This window comes from Mucilaginibacter sp. A5337 (assembly GCF_059690695.1).
This window is the reverse complement of sequence record NZ_JCAWEC010000006.1, coordinates 100244-116307: the sequence shown is the minus strand read 5'-3', so window position 1 is coordinate 116307 and position 16064 is coordinate 100244. Positions and strand designations below refer to the sequence as shown.

Below are 16064 nucleotides of genomic sequence, written 5' to 3'. Positions count from 1 at the left end.
GCAAAAATACAGAAATTAAAAATGATTTTTTTAATTTACGCCGATGAAAAATAAAGCAAAACGCTCTGTTTATCTTTTGTTGATAGGTATTATCCTGTTTTCGGCAGGGATGGCCATTCCCAGTGGCCCGGCCGATAATTGGGACGATTACGCACGTGGTGCAGGAGCAGGGTTGTTTATTGCCGGCTTCATTGGTCTGGTCACCTGGCTTATTGATGTGGTGAAGGAAAATAAGTAAGTCGTAAGTTCGGAGTTCTAAGTCTCAAGTTTTGTGTCCTCTTTGCCATTGTTGGTGACAATACGGACAACGAGTAAAAATTTCCTTTAGTTATAAAAACCATTATCTTTAGTTATGCTAAGGGGCCTTGTCATTTTAATTATTCCCATTATTTTGTGTGGTGGTTGCTCCATCGATACTAGCAACAATAAAAGCGTTCCCCGTGCTTCAATATCTCCCCGAACAGCTAAACAACCTGAAATAGAAGATGGTTTAATTGATAGCGTTAAACTGGCTAAACGTTTGCGAGATTTAGCGCTTCCAAAATTTCCGTTCGATACCGAAAATCCTTCGGCCGAGCCCAGTCCAATTAATCTTTCGACTTTTAAGGATAAAAAGATGATGGGGCTTAAATTAAAATTAAGGTATAGGGAAATCGGTGCAAGTTCAATTGATGGCGAAAACATGTCCTCGACTTTTGATTTGGCAGACTCTACCTATAAATCTAAATGGCTTTTAATTGTTATGAAGCCACGCTTTTTTCTTGTGGTAATCGATGAAACACTGGTAGCGTTGACTTACAAATTACAGGTAATAGATGCAATGCATATCAAAGCTAACGACCCATCGGGAAATAACCATTTTTATGGCATATTGAATACAAAGATATATAAAGACCTCACCCTAAAGCTTAGTTATCAGTACGGAGTACAAACTGATGAAGAGAACCACTTTGATACTCAGATTGAAGATGATTTCTGGATTGTAGATACCAATGGATACTTTAAGTTAAAAAAACTAAATAGTTAGGGCGGTTACACTATAATGCAGATTGAACTCTGTCGTTGTTGATGTTGTCACCAACAACTCTACGCGCGGTATTTGAACAAGGCTTTTGGATATCATAAAAGAAGGGGGGGCAAAAAATTGTTGGTGACAACACCAACGACGCGCGGCAGGGTTATTTATTGTCGGCTTTATTGGCCTGGTAACATGGCTTATTGATGTGGTGAAGGAAAATAAGTAAGTCGTAAGTATTGAGTTCTAAGTCTCAAGTCGTTAGTTTTAAGTTCAAAGTCGGTTATATTTTTAAAAACACAACTTAGATTTACAGTTGTGTTTTTAGGCGTTAAGTTTCTGGTATACAGTATGTAATGTTGATAAATAAGACTTAAGACTAAAAACTTCAGACTTAGTACTTTTTTATCCTTGTTTAAACACTAAAACTTTAGTTGGTGCGTTATTGATAAGATTAAAAAATAAAAGCCTCCTTGCACTCGCTGCTTGGAGGCTTTAAACCTAAACCTTATCACAAATCAAGGTGGTAACCTTGTATTGAAATAGCTGCAAATCTAATACATGGATTGTTAAAATCAAAAAAAAACCGACGAATAGATCGAATGAATAGACGAATTGGTAAAAATTATCATTTTTCGTTCAAATATTTCTAAAAAAGCAAACCTACGGGTTACCTTTATCGCTATGCTAAAGCATAATAGGATGTACAAATTTGAAAAATCCTGTATACTTGCATGGCATCTTAAACCCCTACATGGTATTTTATGTATCCGAAAGACCTTATCGGAAAGAAAATAACAGATATTTATTGCCTGGTTAAGAACAGGCAATACGAACTTGATTTTGCCAGCTGTTTTATTGAGCTTGAAGGAGGTGTGTTTGTAAGCATTCCTTATGATTTCAATGATGAACTGAGGATAGAAGCGCCCGATCCAGGTGCGAAAAGTATTTTCCTGCATCCTTTGATTAAAACAGAGCATGTTAACTCGGGAAAGAAATCGATTGGCGAACTGGCCTATAATAATTACACAGGCTGGAAAACCCTGATAGTTAAGATGAGGCACATTTTAGCATATCGGCCTTATAAAACAGAATTTGCTGAAAATAAATTAATGAATGTTAAAGGCAGGTGTATAGTTGATTTGCTTAGTTCGGGGTTTGAGGACGAAAAGCTAATTTTAGAGCTTGATAACGGTTATTTCATTACCGAAACAACGGTAGCTCCAAGCGGCTTAGGTCTTGCCGGAATTAATTACTTTACCTGCCTGGCTGATTTACTTGACGGAGAAGAGGATGATTTAATAAGGCTATCAGCAACACAGGCATCGCTATAGCACAAAATGTTCCCGGTCTAATACTATCAAGTCTCTGTTTAAAACTTGAAACGAAGGGCGCTTTTCCACATTATCGCTCATGCACGCATCCCTGAGCTCTTCAAGTTTTGATATTAACCGAGAATCTGCTTCATTGCACAAACTGATGAGGTCATCAAGCAAACAGCCATAAGCCCTTACTTCCAGCAATTCAAGTTTTTTTGCGGTTCCGGTATCTGACAGATCATAAAAACAGGCAGCTCCAAAATCGCTGAATAGCGTGTTGGCGTCATCGTCAACCAAAATGTTGTGGGCGTAAAGGTCACTGTGCATAATACCTTTGTTGTGCAGGTGTTCTGCTACGGAGGCAATGGTTCCTGCAATTTTTAATACATGTGCAGGCGTAAGGCCCATGCCGGGTTTAAAAACGTCGCGCGTGCAGCTAACGAAGCTGGGGGGCAGACCGAGGTTGTAAAAGCTTTCGGGTATGAGTTTCATTACCAGCCCTTCTTTATTTTCGGCATGATTGGTGATCTGGCCTATCAACTCTACTAATCCGTCATGGTTGCCAGCGGTTATGCAAGCGTTCATTTCATCTTCGGGCAGGCCATCGCTGGTAACCGCGCCTTTAAATATTTTGACAGCAACTTCACTGGTTTTACCGGCATGTCGCCAGGTAGCTTTGGAGATGATGCCCGATGCACCTTCGCCAAGCATTTCGCTGATTTCCAGCTGGCAACTGTCGATTGGTGTAAGCGGTTGTACTGTTGGCTTATAGCTGAAAGGATTGCCCGAAAAGGCCAGCCATGATAGTTTGGGCAGAGATAAAAGCCATTCAGGAAATTCATTTAACTGATTTGCGGAGATCCGGAGCAATTCTAAATTACGGCACTTGGTAAGCGACGCCGGTAACTCCTTTAATTTATTACCCGCAAGCATTAGCTTCTGCATTCTGCTGCAATTACCTGTTTCGGCAGGTAACTCAGTAATCCTGTTGTTGGTAAGGATAAGCCAGCGAAGATTTGAATTAATTGATGCCGGTGGTACCGTTTCTATCCGGTTTGATTTAAAGCCAACCATATCCAGCAGCGGGCAATCGGCCAATACTTCCGGCAAAACCGTGAACCGGTTTTCTGAACAAAAAAAGATCTTCAGTTTTTTGAGCCTGCCAAAATCAGGGGGCAATGAGTTCAGGTTATTGAATGATAGATCAAGGTACTCCAGCGTATCTGCCAGTTCAAAAATTTCAACCGGGAAATGAGAAAGATTCTCTGATAGTTTAAGCGATATAGCTCCTTTTAATTCTCCGTTTTGTAACTGCTTTAATGTTTGCATAGGTTGCAGGCAAAGGAACAAAAAAGGCTAAACATTTATGTTATTTCTTGTGATACTAAGGAGGGCTTCGGGTTAAGGGTCCCGATATAAGTAACAAATAAGATAGATTTTAGAGGTGCGTTAACAGTAAATACTTTTCCCTTTAATTCGCCGTTTGTTGCGGAAACCCCTATATGTTATGCATAAGAAAGTGCAGTTGGCACATATTCGCTATAATACCAATAGTAATGGTCAAACCCAATGCTGGCGCCTTGTGCTCGATGGCGAAGAGATTCTGGTAGAATCTGTTCAGATCGAAGCGCCGGTATTCACCTCCCGGGATTGGATCGAACCCATCGGTCAGTTTAAGCACCATATATCAGTAAAAGATTGCGATGTTATTATAAGCGAAGCAGGCGCAGCCCTCATTACCCGATCAGAAAATCTGATTTACATTTAATAGCGGATTGGGATGTTATTTAAGAGGTCTTGCATTTCTTAATCTACGTCATCTTTTTGTTTTTTTATTTCCCCCATTTTTGACGTATCAGTAATTTAAACATCGTCATCATGGAACACGCTATTACACTAACTCAAAAATTATCTGTAAAATCTTATATAGGTTCGTTACGGTTGCTTATCGCCAGTGTAGCCATCGTTTTAATCAATTTTACAAACGGGTGGGCACAAACGCAGGCTTCGGCATTGCCCGCCGCCGGAACATCAGCCACATTGGGGCAAATAGATGGGATGATGATAACAACGGCTGTTCAGGCGCCGTCTAACCAGCAAACGCCCTTACAGGTTATTTGCGTTTTTGAATACACCGATGGAGATATATTTAACTCGCCGCCCGCATTGCCGCGTAACCTTAACGGATTGGTACATATAGATGACGCGCTGAAGGGAATGCTTACCGAATTACGAAAAAGCGGCAGGTTTGAAGGCCATGCATTGGAAACCATATTGATTACACCACCCGCCGGCAGCATGCCTGCCGAAAAGCTGCTGATCATTGGGCTTGGCGACCGTAAAGCATTTAACCCCGAGCTGATGACCAGTGTTGGCCGTGTAGAAATGCGTGAAGCTCTGCGCTTAGGCGTAAGCAGCTACTCGCATGCCAGCGATTTAAAAGATGCCGGTATTGATTCGCCTACGGGTATTGTAGCAGTGAATGTTGTTAAAGGGGCTGTAAATGCTTATGAAACTGAGCAGTTTTTGAAAAATCATTCGCTGAGCTCGTTTCAACCTATAACCAAAATAACGCTGCTTGCAGGTCCTGCTTATTTTCAAATTACAGGAGATGCGGTTAAAGCTTTTGTTGGTACTTCAAAAGGCAATTAACCGCTTCTGTACGATCAGTTTGTTATTTAACTTTTACTTTACTTAGGTTGTTTAATTTTGGCGGATGCAACAATTTGATACTCCTCCTGCTGATCATGAACTGTTGGAAATGCTTAGAGACGATAACATCAGTGCTTTTGATGTATTGTTCAACCGCTATTGGAAGTCCCTTTTTATGGCTGCGCAGGTAAGATTAGGTGATTACGAGGCCGCGAAAGACATTGTGCAAAACCTGTTGATAGATGTTTGGCAAAAGCGAAATGAACTACAAATAAACACCTCTCTTGAGCAGTTTTTGTTTGGTGCGGTTAAACGCAAAGTATTAAATCATTTCCGTTCGGAAGGCATCAGGCAAAATGCTATGGAGCATGCACTGTCACGGATGAACGATATCATCTATAAGGAAGAAAACCTATCCTCATATTTTAACCTCGAAAAAATTGTGAGCGAAGAAGTAGAAGAGATGCCGGCTAATATGAAGCGTGCTTTCCTGCTGCGGAGCGATAGCTATTCGGTAAAGGAAATTGCCGAAAATCTTAACCTTGCCGAGCAAACCGTATCAAATAATATTACCGAAGCGCTAAAACGTTTAAAGCGCCGCCTTAAAGTTGAATACCCCGATCGTTATATTAACTGTTTTATTTGCCTCGTGATTTTGTTTACACAAAGTTAACGAAAACTTGATGTAAAATAGAAGTAGTAAAAGCGGCTTTGTGCAACATCCCAATAAAAAGCACAAAACTGGATGGACTCGTCGGAGCTTAAAAAATTAATTGACCGCTACGTTAAAAATAAAGCTACCGAACAGGAGCGAAAATTGGTTGATGGATGGTATCAATCATATGATGATATCGATGAACCCTTGCCCCTCGCTAAAGAACAGCAGTTAAAAAGCGAAATTTACAACTACGCCAAAGCGCATGTAAATAACAATCCTCCCAAAATACGAAGACTTAATTTTATCAGGTATGCCGCCGCCGCTGCAATCATTGTGCTGGTTACAGCAGGGTTGCTTCTGCGCCGAGAAATAGCGCAGCAGCAGGAACAGCAGAAGCCGACCTATGCTATCTTTAAAACAGGTATAGGGCAGGTAAAAAAATTGGAACTACCTGATGGTTCAACTGTTTGGCTCAACGCCATGTCACGCGTCCGTATCATTGAGGGCTTTGAAAAAAAGGCAACCCGCAGTGTTTATTTAGATGAGGGTGAAGCTTATTTCGAAGTAAAGCATGATGCCGCCCATCCCTTCCTGGTAGTAACAGGCAGTATAACCACAAAGGTGCTGGGTACATCATTCAATGTAAAAGCCTATAAACAGCTAAACTATGTAGCTGTAACCCTTCGCACCGGTCATGTGGAAGTAAGTGATAAGCAGGGGAAAAAAGCTGTATTGATCCCTAATCAAAGGGCAGTTTATTCATTGCAGGAACATAGCTATAAACTAAGCAGCTACAATGGCGAAAAAAGCAAAGGTTGGGTAGAGGGACGATCGGCGCTCAGCAATGCCTCTTTCCGGGAATTGGCCCTAACCGTCAATAACATTTACGGGGTAAAACTCACCAGCAAAAACAAGCAAACAGATACCTACAAATACAATATCATCATCAGCCAGTCGCGCACGGTTGATGAAACCATGAGGCTAATATGTTCAATCCATAAAAACAGTTGCAGGAGGCAAAATAATGATGTAACCCTATATTAATAAAAAAAGCCGGTCTGTAGCAGATCCGGCCATAGTTCGCAAAGCTAATAGATTGAGCCCTATTTGCTTATGCCCTTAGTTTCTCCGTTAAAAATCCACTAAGAACTCAAAAGTATGAAAAAAAACTTACGTTGCTTAAGTAAAGCCATGCGTATCACTTTTCTGATTTACACCATTATTATTGCGGGCGCAGGTGTATTGATAGCCGCCCCAAGCACAGGACAGGTTTTTGAGAAGCGCGTTAGCGTTTCCCTTTCAAAAGAAACACTGTTAACCTCAATTAAAAAAATTGAAAATGCCGGGAATATTGAATTTGCCTACGACCCCAAACTGCTTGGTTTGGCCGACGTGCAGGTGAAAAGCCAAACCTTTAATAACGAGCGTTTAGCCGATGTATTGAAAAGGCTTTTGGCTAATACCGATATCGGTTTTAAGGAAGAGGTATCGGGTACAGTTACCTTATATAAAAAAGATCAGCCAAGGCCGGCCTTAGGTAAAATTGCCGGGAAAATCATTGATGAAAAAGGCGCGCCTTTAACCGGGGCTACCGTTATGTTGCTTGAAGCCAGCAAAGGCGTACAGGCCGATATCAACGGCGAATTTACCATTAGTGCCGACGAAGGAAATTACACCTTAATGGTAAGCTTTATTTCGTTTGAGTCGAAGCGTGTAACGGGCGTAAAAATAAAACAGGGCGAGGTTACACAACTTAATCCCATAACACTTGTTGCACAATCGGGTACGTTGAACGAAGTATTGGTTGTTGGTTACGGCACACAGAAAAAGCAAAACCTTACCGGTGCCGTTGAGCAGGTTACCTCAAAGGTATTTGAAAATCGTTCACTGCCAAACTTAACCCAGGGCTTACAGGGCGTAATCCCTAACCTGAACCTGGTGCCGCTTGATGGTAAGCCTATCCAGTCGCCCACCTACAATGTAAGGGGTACTACTTCGATCGGGCAGGGCGGAAACGCGCTGGTTTTAGTTGACGGTGTGGAAGGCGATCCAAGCAGGATTAACCCGAATGATGTGGCCTCAGTATCGGTATTGAAAGATGCGGCTTCGGCCTCTATATATGGTGCAAGGGGTGCTTTCGGCGTGATCCTCATCACCACTAAAAATCCATCCAAAGAAAAAACCAGCGTTACCTATTCATTTAACCACTCGGTTAAAAGCCCAACTGCTGTGCCTAAGTTTGTTACTGATGGCTACACCTTCGCCAAGATGTTTAACGATGCATGGAGTGCCTGGAATGATTATTCACAAACACCACAAAACATCAACAAAACAGTTAAGTTTTCTCCGGCATATCTTGAGGAATTAAGAAAACATTCTCTTGATCCTTCTTTGCCTTCAACTATAGTTAACAGCGCCGGCGAATATGAATATTATGGCAATACCGATTGGTACAAGCTGTTATACAAAGATCATAACGAAGCCCGTGAGCATAATCTTGCTATTTCAGGTAACAGTGGCAAAGCCGACTTCCTGATCACCGGGCGTTATTATTCGCAGGATGGTTTGTTCCGCTATAATTCTGATGATTATAGCATGTACAACCTGAGGGCTAAAGGTTCATTGCAGGTTTACCCATGGTTAAGCCTTTATAATAATGCTGACTATTCCAATATGAAATACCACAACCCGCTCAACGTGGGTGAGGGGGGAAGTATCTGGAGAAACCTGCAGGACGAAGGCCATACCATGGTACCCTTATTTAATCCCGATGGTACGCTTACTTACTCGGCCGCATATTCCGTGGGGGACTTTTACTACGGCAAAAATGGTATCAACTTCGATAACCGGGTATTCAGAAATACAACCGGCTTTGTAGCCCAGTTTTTTGATAATACATTCCGTGTTAAAGGCGATTTCACTTTTCAAAACACCGATAACGGTCAAAACCGTAAACGAGTGCCCGTTCCTTACAGCCGCAAACCAGGGGTAATTGAATATGTTGGTACTGCTTATAACGATCTTGAAGTTTACAGCCAGAGTACGCAATATATAGCTACAAATACTTACGGCGAGTTTGAACCTAAATTAAATGGTGGCCACTACTTTAAAGCATTAGCAGGGTTCAACTTTGAGCAATCAACCAAAAAAACGCTTGATGTAACACGTAACGGTTTAATTTTTGAAGATGCTACTGATATTAACCTGGCATTGGGTCAGGCAATCAGCACTTCAGGTGGTTGGGACCAGTGGGATATTGTGGGCGGTTTCTATCGTTTAAATTACTCGTTTAAAGACAGGTATCTAATTGAAGCGGATGGTCGTTATGATGGTTCGTCAAAATTCCCTGCCGATCAGCGTTATGCTTTCTTTCCTTCAGTTTCTGCAGGTTGGAAAATCTCCAACGAGCCATTCTGGAAAGTATCGAAAGAGCTGATCACCAACTTAAAAGTAAGGGCTTCTTACGGTTCATTGGGTAACGGCAGCATCGGCTCATATGCATTCCAGGAAAAATTCAATATTTCTAAATCGGGCAGGATCCTGAATGGGGTATTGCCTCAAAAAACCAGTCAGCCGGGCGTATTGCCTGATGGTTTAACCTGGGAAACTTCAAACACACAAAACCTTGGTTTAGACTTGGGCATGCTATCTAACCGTTTAACCATTTCGGGCGATGCCTACATCCGCAAAACAACAAACATGTTTACTGTGGGTATGACGCTTCCCGCTGTTTTTGGTACCGATGTGCCTAAAGGTAACTACGCCGACCTGAAAACAAAAGGCTGGGAAGTAACCGTAGCCTGGCGCGATAAATTTAACGCCGGTACCAAGCCGTTTAACTATGGTTTAAGATTAACACTGGCCGATTACACTTCTAAAATTACCAAATACAACAACCCCGATAAACGTTTAAGCGATTATTATGCAGGCCAAACAATAGGCGAGATCTGGGGATTTGAAACAGCTGGTTATTTTACTTCTGCACAGGATATTGCCAACTCGCCTAAGCAAACGCTTATCAAGGCTTCTACTACAGGGCAACTTTTGCCGGGCGATATCAAATTTAAAGACCTTAACGGCGATGGCGTAATTGACTACGGCGACCAAACCGTAAACAAACCCGGCGACAAGCGCATCATCGGTAATGCTACCCCAAGGTATACTTACGGTATTGGTGTTGATGCCGACTGGAACAACTTCTTTTTCTCGGCATTTTTTCAGGGTGTTGCCAAACGCGACTGGTACCCGGGCTCAGAAGCAAGTGTTTTCTGGGGACAATACAACAGGCCTTACAACAAAGTGCCACAATCGCAATTGGGTAAAATCTGGTCGGAGGATAATCCTGACGCTTACTTCCCAAGGTACCGCGGCTATTCGGCACAAAACGGATCGGGCGAGTTAACCCAGGCGCAAACCAAATATTTGCAAAATGCTGCTTACCTGCGTATGAAAAATGTACAGGTAGGTTATAACCTGCCATTGCGTTTGATCCAGAAGATCAAACTAAACAATCTTCGCGTGTTCCTTTCGGGCGAGAACCTGTTGACATGGTCGCCGCTTTATAAAATTACCAAGGATATCGACCCCGAAAGTATCAACGGATCAGACAGGGTACTTACCGATGGTAACAGCGGTAACGGTAATAACTACCCGATATTAAAGAGCGTAACCCTGGGCTTAACCGCAACATTTTAATCAATCGCAGTACGAAAATTTTAAAAACATTAAATATGTTTCACATAAAAGCAACACACATTAAGTTAGCCATAGCAATGCTTTTTGCAAGCTTGATTACAGTTAGCTGTAAGAAATTAGACCAGGTACCCAAAGACACCGCTACCAACAGCGCTGTTTTTGGAAGCATAAACGGCCTGCAGCTTTATGCCAACTCGTTTTATGATATCCTGCCAACCGCGGGCGATGCTGTACGCGGTGATGCCATGGCTGATTACGCGGCAAGGACATCGGTTCCGGATTTTTTAAGACCGGGTGCCTATGGCCCAAGGCAAAGCAGCGGCTGGACCTGGACCGGCCTGCGCAACATCAACTACTTTATCGAAAATTGTAATAACCCGAGTATTTCGCTTGATCAGCGCCAGCATTTTATTGGCCTTGCACGCTTTTTCAGGGCCTGGTTTTACTTTGATAAGCTTAAGCGTTTTGGCGACGTGCCATGGTACGGCAAAACAATGAAGGTTGATGATCCTGCGTTATATAACGGCAGGGATAAAAGGACCCTTGTTGTTGATTCGATACTTGCCGACCTTGATTATGCAGGACTGCACATCAACACTACTGACAATACCAGGAGCCTTATCACTAAATATACTGCTTATGCATTTAAATCAAGGGTTTGCTTGTTTGAAGGTACATTCAGGAAATACCATGATGAGTACGGTTTGCAGTCGTCAGTTAATGGCTTGCTTACCCAGGCTGCAGATGCTGCGCAAAAAGTGATGAGCGAAGGCGGTTTCAGTCTTAATACTGCGGGCGGAACAGATAAAGCTTACAGGCAGTTGTTTACCAGCCAGGCGCCGGTAGCATCGGAAGTGATCCTTGCAGCAATTTCTGATCCTGCACTGGGTATCTTCAATGATTCCAACTGGTACTGGACTAGCGCCACTTACGGCGACAGGTTAAGCTTTATCCGCACATTTGTAAATACTTATTTGAATATCGATGGCACGCCGTTTACCGATAAGCCCGGTTATAAAACAATGCCTTTTGCACAGGAGGTAAAAGGCCGTGATATGCGTTTGCAACAAACCATCCGTATGGGCAACTACACCCGCTTAAACGGCGCTACTCAGCAAGCAGCACCGCCGGTGTTTTCATATACCTATACAGGTTATCAGCCCATCAAATTAACCCAGGATGATGCCTCAATGGATGGCGGATCGCGCAATACCAACTCAATACCGCTTATGCGCTATGCGGAGGTATTGTTAAACTATGCCGAAGCAAAAGCCGAGCTGGGTACCTTTACTGATGCCGACTGGAACATGACCATTGGCGCTTTACGCCGCAGGGCAGGCATAACAGGTAACACTGCTACCAAGCCCGTTGTTGCGGATAAATATCTGCAAACAAATTACTTTCCGGCTATCTCTGATCCTGCTTTGTTGGAAATAAGGCGCGAGCGCGGCATTGAACTTGCCTTTGAAGGTTTCAGGTTCAATGACATAGTAAGGTGGAAACGCGGCGAGTTGATGGACCAAACCTGGAACGGCTTTTATGTACCGGCCCTGGATGTGCCGCTTGATTTAAATGAAGATGGCAAGCCTGATGTATGTTTTTACACTACATTGCCGGCAAACCAGGTGGCAGGTGTAACCTATGTGAGCGTTGCCGCTACATTAACCGGGGGTACTGCAAACCCGCAAAGGCTTAGCAGCGATAATGAACTTACCTGGCTAACAACGGTTCAGCGTAAATGGGATAATAAATTTTACCTGTACCCAATCCCTGAAACCGATAGGCTTCAGAACCCTAAATTAGGTCAAAACCCGGGCTGGGAACAATAATTATAACAGATATATATCATGAAAATAAAACAATATTTATTTGCGGCATTATTTGCTTTGGTATGCATGCAGGGTCGTGCACAGCATTTAATTGCCGGAACTTTCAATTTGCGTTTCGATAACCCAAGGGATACCGGTAATTTATGGATTAACCGTGCACCTGTTGCCGCCGCGCTGGTCCGCTTTCACCAATTTGATATTTTTGGTACGCAGGAAGGTTTGAAAAATCAGCTGGATGATTTGAATAATGCCCTGCCTGAGTATGAACGCTATGGCTTAGGTAGGGATGATGGAAAAGATGCGGGTGAGCATTCGGCTATCTTCTTTAAAAAGAGTCGCTTTGTATTGCTGAAAAAAGGTGATTTCTGGCTGTCTGAAACGCCTGATAAGCCGGGTTTGGGCTGGGATGCAACCTGCTGCAACCGCATCTGTTCATGGGTGTACCTGCAGGATAAGGAAAGCAAAAAGAAATTCTATTTCTTTAACGCGCACTTTGATCACCAGGGAAAAATTGCCCGCGAAGAAAGCGGTAAACTGATCCTGAAAAAGATCAAAGAAATTGCAGGCAACGAAAAAGCCATATTCACCGGCGACCTGAACGGCGACCATAACAGTACCTGGTACCAGCGACTGGCGACCTCAAATTATTTAGTTGATACTTATAACCAGGCAGCTCAACCTTATGAGTTTAACGCCTCTTTTAACTCATTTGGAAGGGCTTTAAAATCAAACGGCGTAATCGATCATATTTTCACCACCGGTAAAGTGGATGTTAAAAGGTGGGGCATTTTAAGCGATAGCTATCACGGTAAATTTCCGTCAGATCATTTCCCGGTATTGGCGGAAGTGAATTTATAGGATAATAATTTTTTATTGTTTGAGGGGCTGCCGGAGGCAGCCCCTTTTTTTGTGTTTTGAGTTTTAGCGCAGCCTTGCGACATTAAAAACAAAAAAGCCTAACATTTCTGTTAGGCTTTTTCCGTGGGAACTACTGGGTTCGAACCAGTGACCCTCTGCTTGTAAGGCAGATGCTCTGAACCAGCTGAGCTAAGCTCCCCTTTTTGCTTCTTCGTTCAAGTGACCCTCCCGATATAAAATCGGGATGCTCTGAACCAGCTGAGCTAAGCTCCCTTTGTGTTTGATTTTACCATTATGTTTGGTAAAACCGAGCGGCGAAGTTAAATTACTTAGCCATATAATGCAAATACTTTTGCGAAGTATTTTGCGTGTAATGCAAGTATAAAAAGCCCAACATTGCTGTCAGGCTTTTTTGTGGGAGCTACTGGGTTCGAACCAGTGACCCTCTGCTTGTAAGGCAGATGCTCTGAACCAGCTGAGCTAAGCTCCCTTGCTTTTGGGACTGCAAATATAGGAGTTGACGTTTGTTTGTCAAAATAAAATTTCAAAAACTTTTATGTGGCTGATTTTTAATAAATAAGAACGTTACTGCTACTTCACATCCCGGTATTGGGCTCGTGGGCGAGGGTCTTCGGGGAGGATTTCCATCTTCGGGAAATCAATATAATTAGCATACCACTGTATGGCACTTACTAAATCAAGCGCATCTTCGGCTGCAACATTGACGGTTTCAAAAGCATAGAGCTTATGACCGGCATAGCCATAAAGCTGGATTTCGTTATCATCCGCACTAAATTGCTCTTCGTCAAGGCAATAAACTTTTACTTTAAGACGTGTATCCCTGGAGTGGATCACATCCCTGCAGGGGTTTTGAGGATCGGTTGCCAGTAAATATACATTATAGTCCATAGTTAGGCTAACAAAGTTTAATTGGGATGGTTTCTATGATTAAGTATTTAATGAATGAAATTGTTTGAATTTTATACGTATTTCTCAAGATGTGGAAATCGCACCCTTGTTTGGGGAAAGTTTCTACAGTTTAACGTTTAGGTAATATTAAAAACCTGTTTTTTAAGCAAATAAGTGCTAAATTATCAATTGGCATTTCGTTTGAATAAATGTTATTACCCTTCTCAAAGGGTTGTTTTTCATAGGTAGATGTAGGGTCGAAATACTGCGAGAGTGTTTCGACCTTTTTTATTGGCCTGGATTGGATGTAAGAAACGGTTTGAAATAAATAAATATTACTAAATAGAAAGTTTTATTGTCTATTGCAAACACTTACCCCGTGATAAGTATCATATGCAATTAACATAAGCTCGCAAAGCCGCAAAGAAAAACCTTTGCGCCTTTGCGAGAAATCAAATACGTTATCGGGTTACTTCAACCTTCAATGTTAATTACTGAGGCTGCCAATTACTTCGCAACTCATCCAGTTTAACCTTTGGGAAAATTATACCACCATTCCCGGTATGTATTTACACACTTTGCCACCAATAAGTCTTTGAAAAGCGTTTTTTGATGCTTTATGATATGTTTTTATATCTGGCATCCGGTTTGAATTAGAGTTAATGTCCTTACTAAAAAGGACTGTTTTTCATAGGTAGATGTAGGGCCGGATCAACTGCGAGGGTTGTCCGGCCTTTTTTATTTGCTTTATGATGTTATCTGAGAATTAAAATAGATACTGCCAAATTAACCATTGGGAAATTAATTCCCGGTTCCGGGTGTCATTTCTACACATTGAACTCCGCTTAGGCTTTAAAAAGCTGCCAATTAGGCAATTAAAGCTGTTTTTTGAGATTGGCACCCTGTTTGAATATAACTTATTACCCTTCTCAAAGGGTTGTTTTTCATAGGTAGATGTAGGGCCGGAATAACTGCGAGAGTTGTCCGGCCTTTTTTATTTAATGGAAATTCAAATTCATTTTATTCCATTGCTTTTTAATTAAGAATATTTTATTCATTAGTTGCTTATAATCCCCGGTTTTGGGATTGCTTTCCACAGTAATTGCGTACAATTACCTCAAAAAGCTTATTTATAGCGACGTGGAGCACTTTTGTGATTTGGCACCTGGTTTGGATAAGTATTAATACCCTTCTCATAGGGTTGTTTTCATAGGTAGATGTAGGGCCGAAAAACTGCGAGAGTTTTTCGGCCTTTTTTTATTGCCCTTCCTTTTTGGGAATTTTTTATTGCGAATAGAGCCCTGGGTTTTACTGAAAGTTAATTACTCTAATTAAGAGTGTATTAATGTCAACTAATTGCAATCCGCCATGTTGTTACAGGCGTATATCCATCTACAGAACGACTAATTATAACATCAAAAAAATCGAACTTTATGAAAACATCTGAACAAGAAAGCATAGGCGGGGCAAACATGGCCAGGAGGTCATTTTTACGCTATGCGGGGTTAGGCGTGGCATCAGCCGGCCTTTTAGCTACAGCAGCATGCCACAAAGATCATAAGGTAGTAGTTGGCGGGGGCATTGACATCGGTGCCAAAGGCGATCTTGCTATCCTGAACTACGCTTACGCACTTGAGCAACTGGAAGCAGCTTTTTATATCCAGGTAATTACTACCCCATATTCGGGCATGACATCTGATGAAAAAGCGCTTTTCACCAGTATCCGCGATCACGAGGTTCTTCACCGCGAGTTTTTCAAAGCTGCTTTAGGCGGTAACGCAATCCCGGCGCTTACTGTTGATTTCAGTACTATCGATTTTACCAAGAAATCTGCAGTGCTTGGCGCGGCCAAGGCATTTGAGGATACCGGTGTTAAAGCTTATGATGGGGCCGGTTACCTTATTCAGGATCCTGGTTATTTAACTATTGCCGGTAAAATTGTATCGGTTGAGGCAAGGCATGCGGCGCTGATCAGCAATATGCTGGTGGCAGGTTCATTTGCCGCCGATGATCAGGTTGACAGCAATGGCTTAAACAAATCGGCCACCATTGCCGAGGTATTGCCCATTGCAAATACCTACCTGAAAACTAAAGTGAGTGCATCCAATTACAGTTACACAGCTTAATTC

13 protein-coding genes and 2 tRNA genes are annotated in these 16064 nt (G+C 42.3%); 11 read left to right on the top strand and 4 right to left on the bottom strand.

Going from position 1 to position 16064, the window contains the following annotated elements; all coding sequences use genetic code 11:
• Positions 1–43: 43 nt before the first annotated feature.
• The 3 genes from AC59JO_RS20780 (at position 44) to AC59JO_RS20770 (ending at position 2349) form a co-directional block, all read left to right on the top strand.
• Entirely contained in the window at positions 44–238 is a 195-nt protein-coding gene (locus AC59JO_RS20780; RefSeq protein ID WP_413670769.1) for a hypothetical protein, read from the top strand.
• Positions 239–352: 114 nt separating this feature from the next.
• Complete coding sequence (locus AC59JO_RS20775; protein WP_497307690.1) at positions 353–1027, top strand: hypothetical protein; 675 nt, start codon at positions 353–355, stop codon at positions 1025–1027.
• Between the two features lie 752 nt (positions 1028–1779).
• Positions 1780–2349: a hypothetical protein gene (locus tag AC59JO_RS20770; protein WP_497307688.1), complete on the top strand. Its 570-nt coding sequence runs from the start codon at positions 1780–1782 to the stop codon at positions 2347–2349.
• On the opposite strand, the gene AC59JO_RS20765 is transcribed toward AC59JO_RS20770, so the two are convergent.
• The gene (locus AC59JO_RS20765; protein WP_497307686.1) at positions 2344–3663 is read right to left on the bottom strand and encodes a leucine-rich repeat-containing protein kinase family protein; all 1320 of its coding nucleotides are present in this window, start codon (positions 3661–3663) and stop codon (positions 2344–2346) included. The genes AC59JO_RS20770 and AC59JO_RS20765 overlap by 6 nt on opposite strands.
• Before the next feature lie 178 nt (positions 3664–3841).
• Here AC59JO_RS20765 and AC59JO_RS20760 point away from each other — a divergent pair, with 178 nt between their 5' ends.
• From AC59JO_RS20760 to AC59JO_RS20730, 7 genes are all read left to right on the top strand, one after another.
• Entirely contained in the window at positions 3842–4102 is a 261-nt protein-coding gene (locus AC59JO_RS20760; protein WP_497307684.1) for a hypothetical protein, read from the top strand.
• 110 nt (positions 4103–4212) lie between these two features.
• Complete coding sequence (locus AC59JO_RS20755; protein WP_497307682.1) at positions 4213–4986, top strand: M17 family peptidase N-terminal domain-containing protein; 774 nt, start codon at positions 4213–4215, stop codon at positions 4984–4986.
• Between the two features lie 64 nt (positions 4987–5050).
• A complete protein-coding gene (locus AC59JO_RS20750; protein ID WP_413670773.1) occupies positions 5051–5659 on the top strand; it encodes an RNA polymerase sigma factor in 609 nt (202 codons plus the stop codon).
• A gap of 72 nt (positions 5660–5731) precedes the next feature.
• The gene (locus AC59JO_RS20745) at positions 5732–6688 is read left to right on the top strand and encodes a FecR family protein (protein ID WP_497307680.1); all 957 of its coding nucleotides are present in this window, start codon (positions 5732–5734) and stop codon (positions 6686–6688) included.
• A 114-nt stretch (positions 6689–6802) separates the two neighbouring features.
• Positions 6803–10339, top strand: a complete 3537-nt coding sequence (locus tag AC59JO_RS20740) for a SusC/RagA family TonB-linked outer membrane protein (protein WP_413670775.1) — start codon at positions 6803–6805, stop codon at positions 10337–10339.
• A gap of 35 nt (positions 10340–10374) precedes the next feature.
• The gene (locus AC59JO_RS20735; RefSeq protein WP_497307678.1) at positions 10375–12168 is read left to right on the top strand and encodes a RagB/SusD family nutrient uptake outer membrane protein; all 1794 of its coding nucleotides are present in this window, start codon (positions 10375–10377) and stop codon (positions 12166–12168) included.
• An 18-nt stretch (positions 12169–12186) separates the two neighbouring features.
• Positions 12187–13026, top strand: coding sequence for an endonuclease/exonuclease/phosphatase family protein (locus AC59JO_RS20730; RefSeq protein ID WP_497307676.1), 840 nt, complete (start codon positions 12187–12189; stop codon positions 13024–13026).
• 124 nt (positions 13027–13150) lie between these two features.
• Here AC59JO_RS20730 and AC59JO_RS20725 read toward each other — a convergent pair.
• The 3 genes from AC59JO_RS20725 to AC59JO_RS20715 form a co-directional block, all read right to left on the bottom strand.
• Positions 13151–13225, bottom strand: a tRNA-Val gene (locus AC59JO_RS20725).
• Between the two features lie 216 nt (positions 13226–13441).
• Positions 13442–13516, bottom strand: a tRNA-Val gene (locus AC59JO_RS20720).
• 101 nt (positions 13517–13617) lie between these two features.
• A complete protein-coding gene (locus tag AC59JO_RS20715; RefSeq protein WP_413670778.1) occupies positions 13618–13935 on the bottom strand; it encodes a hypothetical protein in 318 nt (105 codons plus the stop codon).
• A gap of 1433 nt (positions 13936–15368) precedes the next feature.
• On the opposite strand from AC59JO_RS20715, the gene AC59JO_RS20710 reads away from it, so the two are divergent.
• The gene (locus AC59JO_RS20710) at positions 15369–16061 is read left to right on the top strand and encodes a ferritin-like domain-containing protein (protein WP_497307674.1); all 693 of its coding nucleotides are present in this window, start codon (positions 15369–15371) and stop codon (positions 16059–16061) included.
• The last annotated feature ends 3 nt before the right edge of the window (positions 16062–16064 follow it).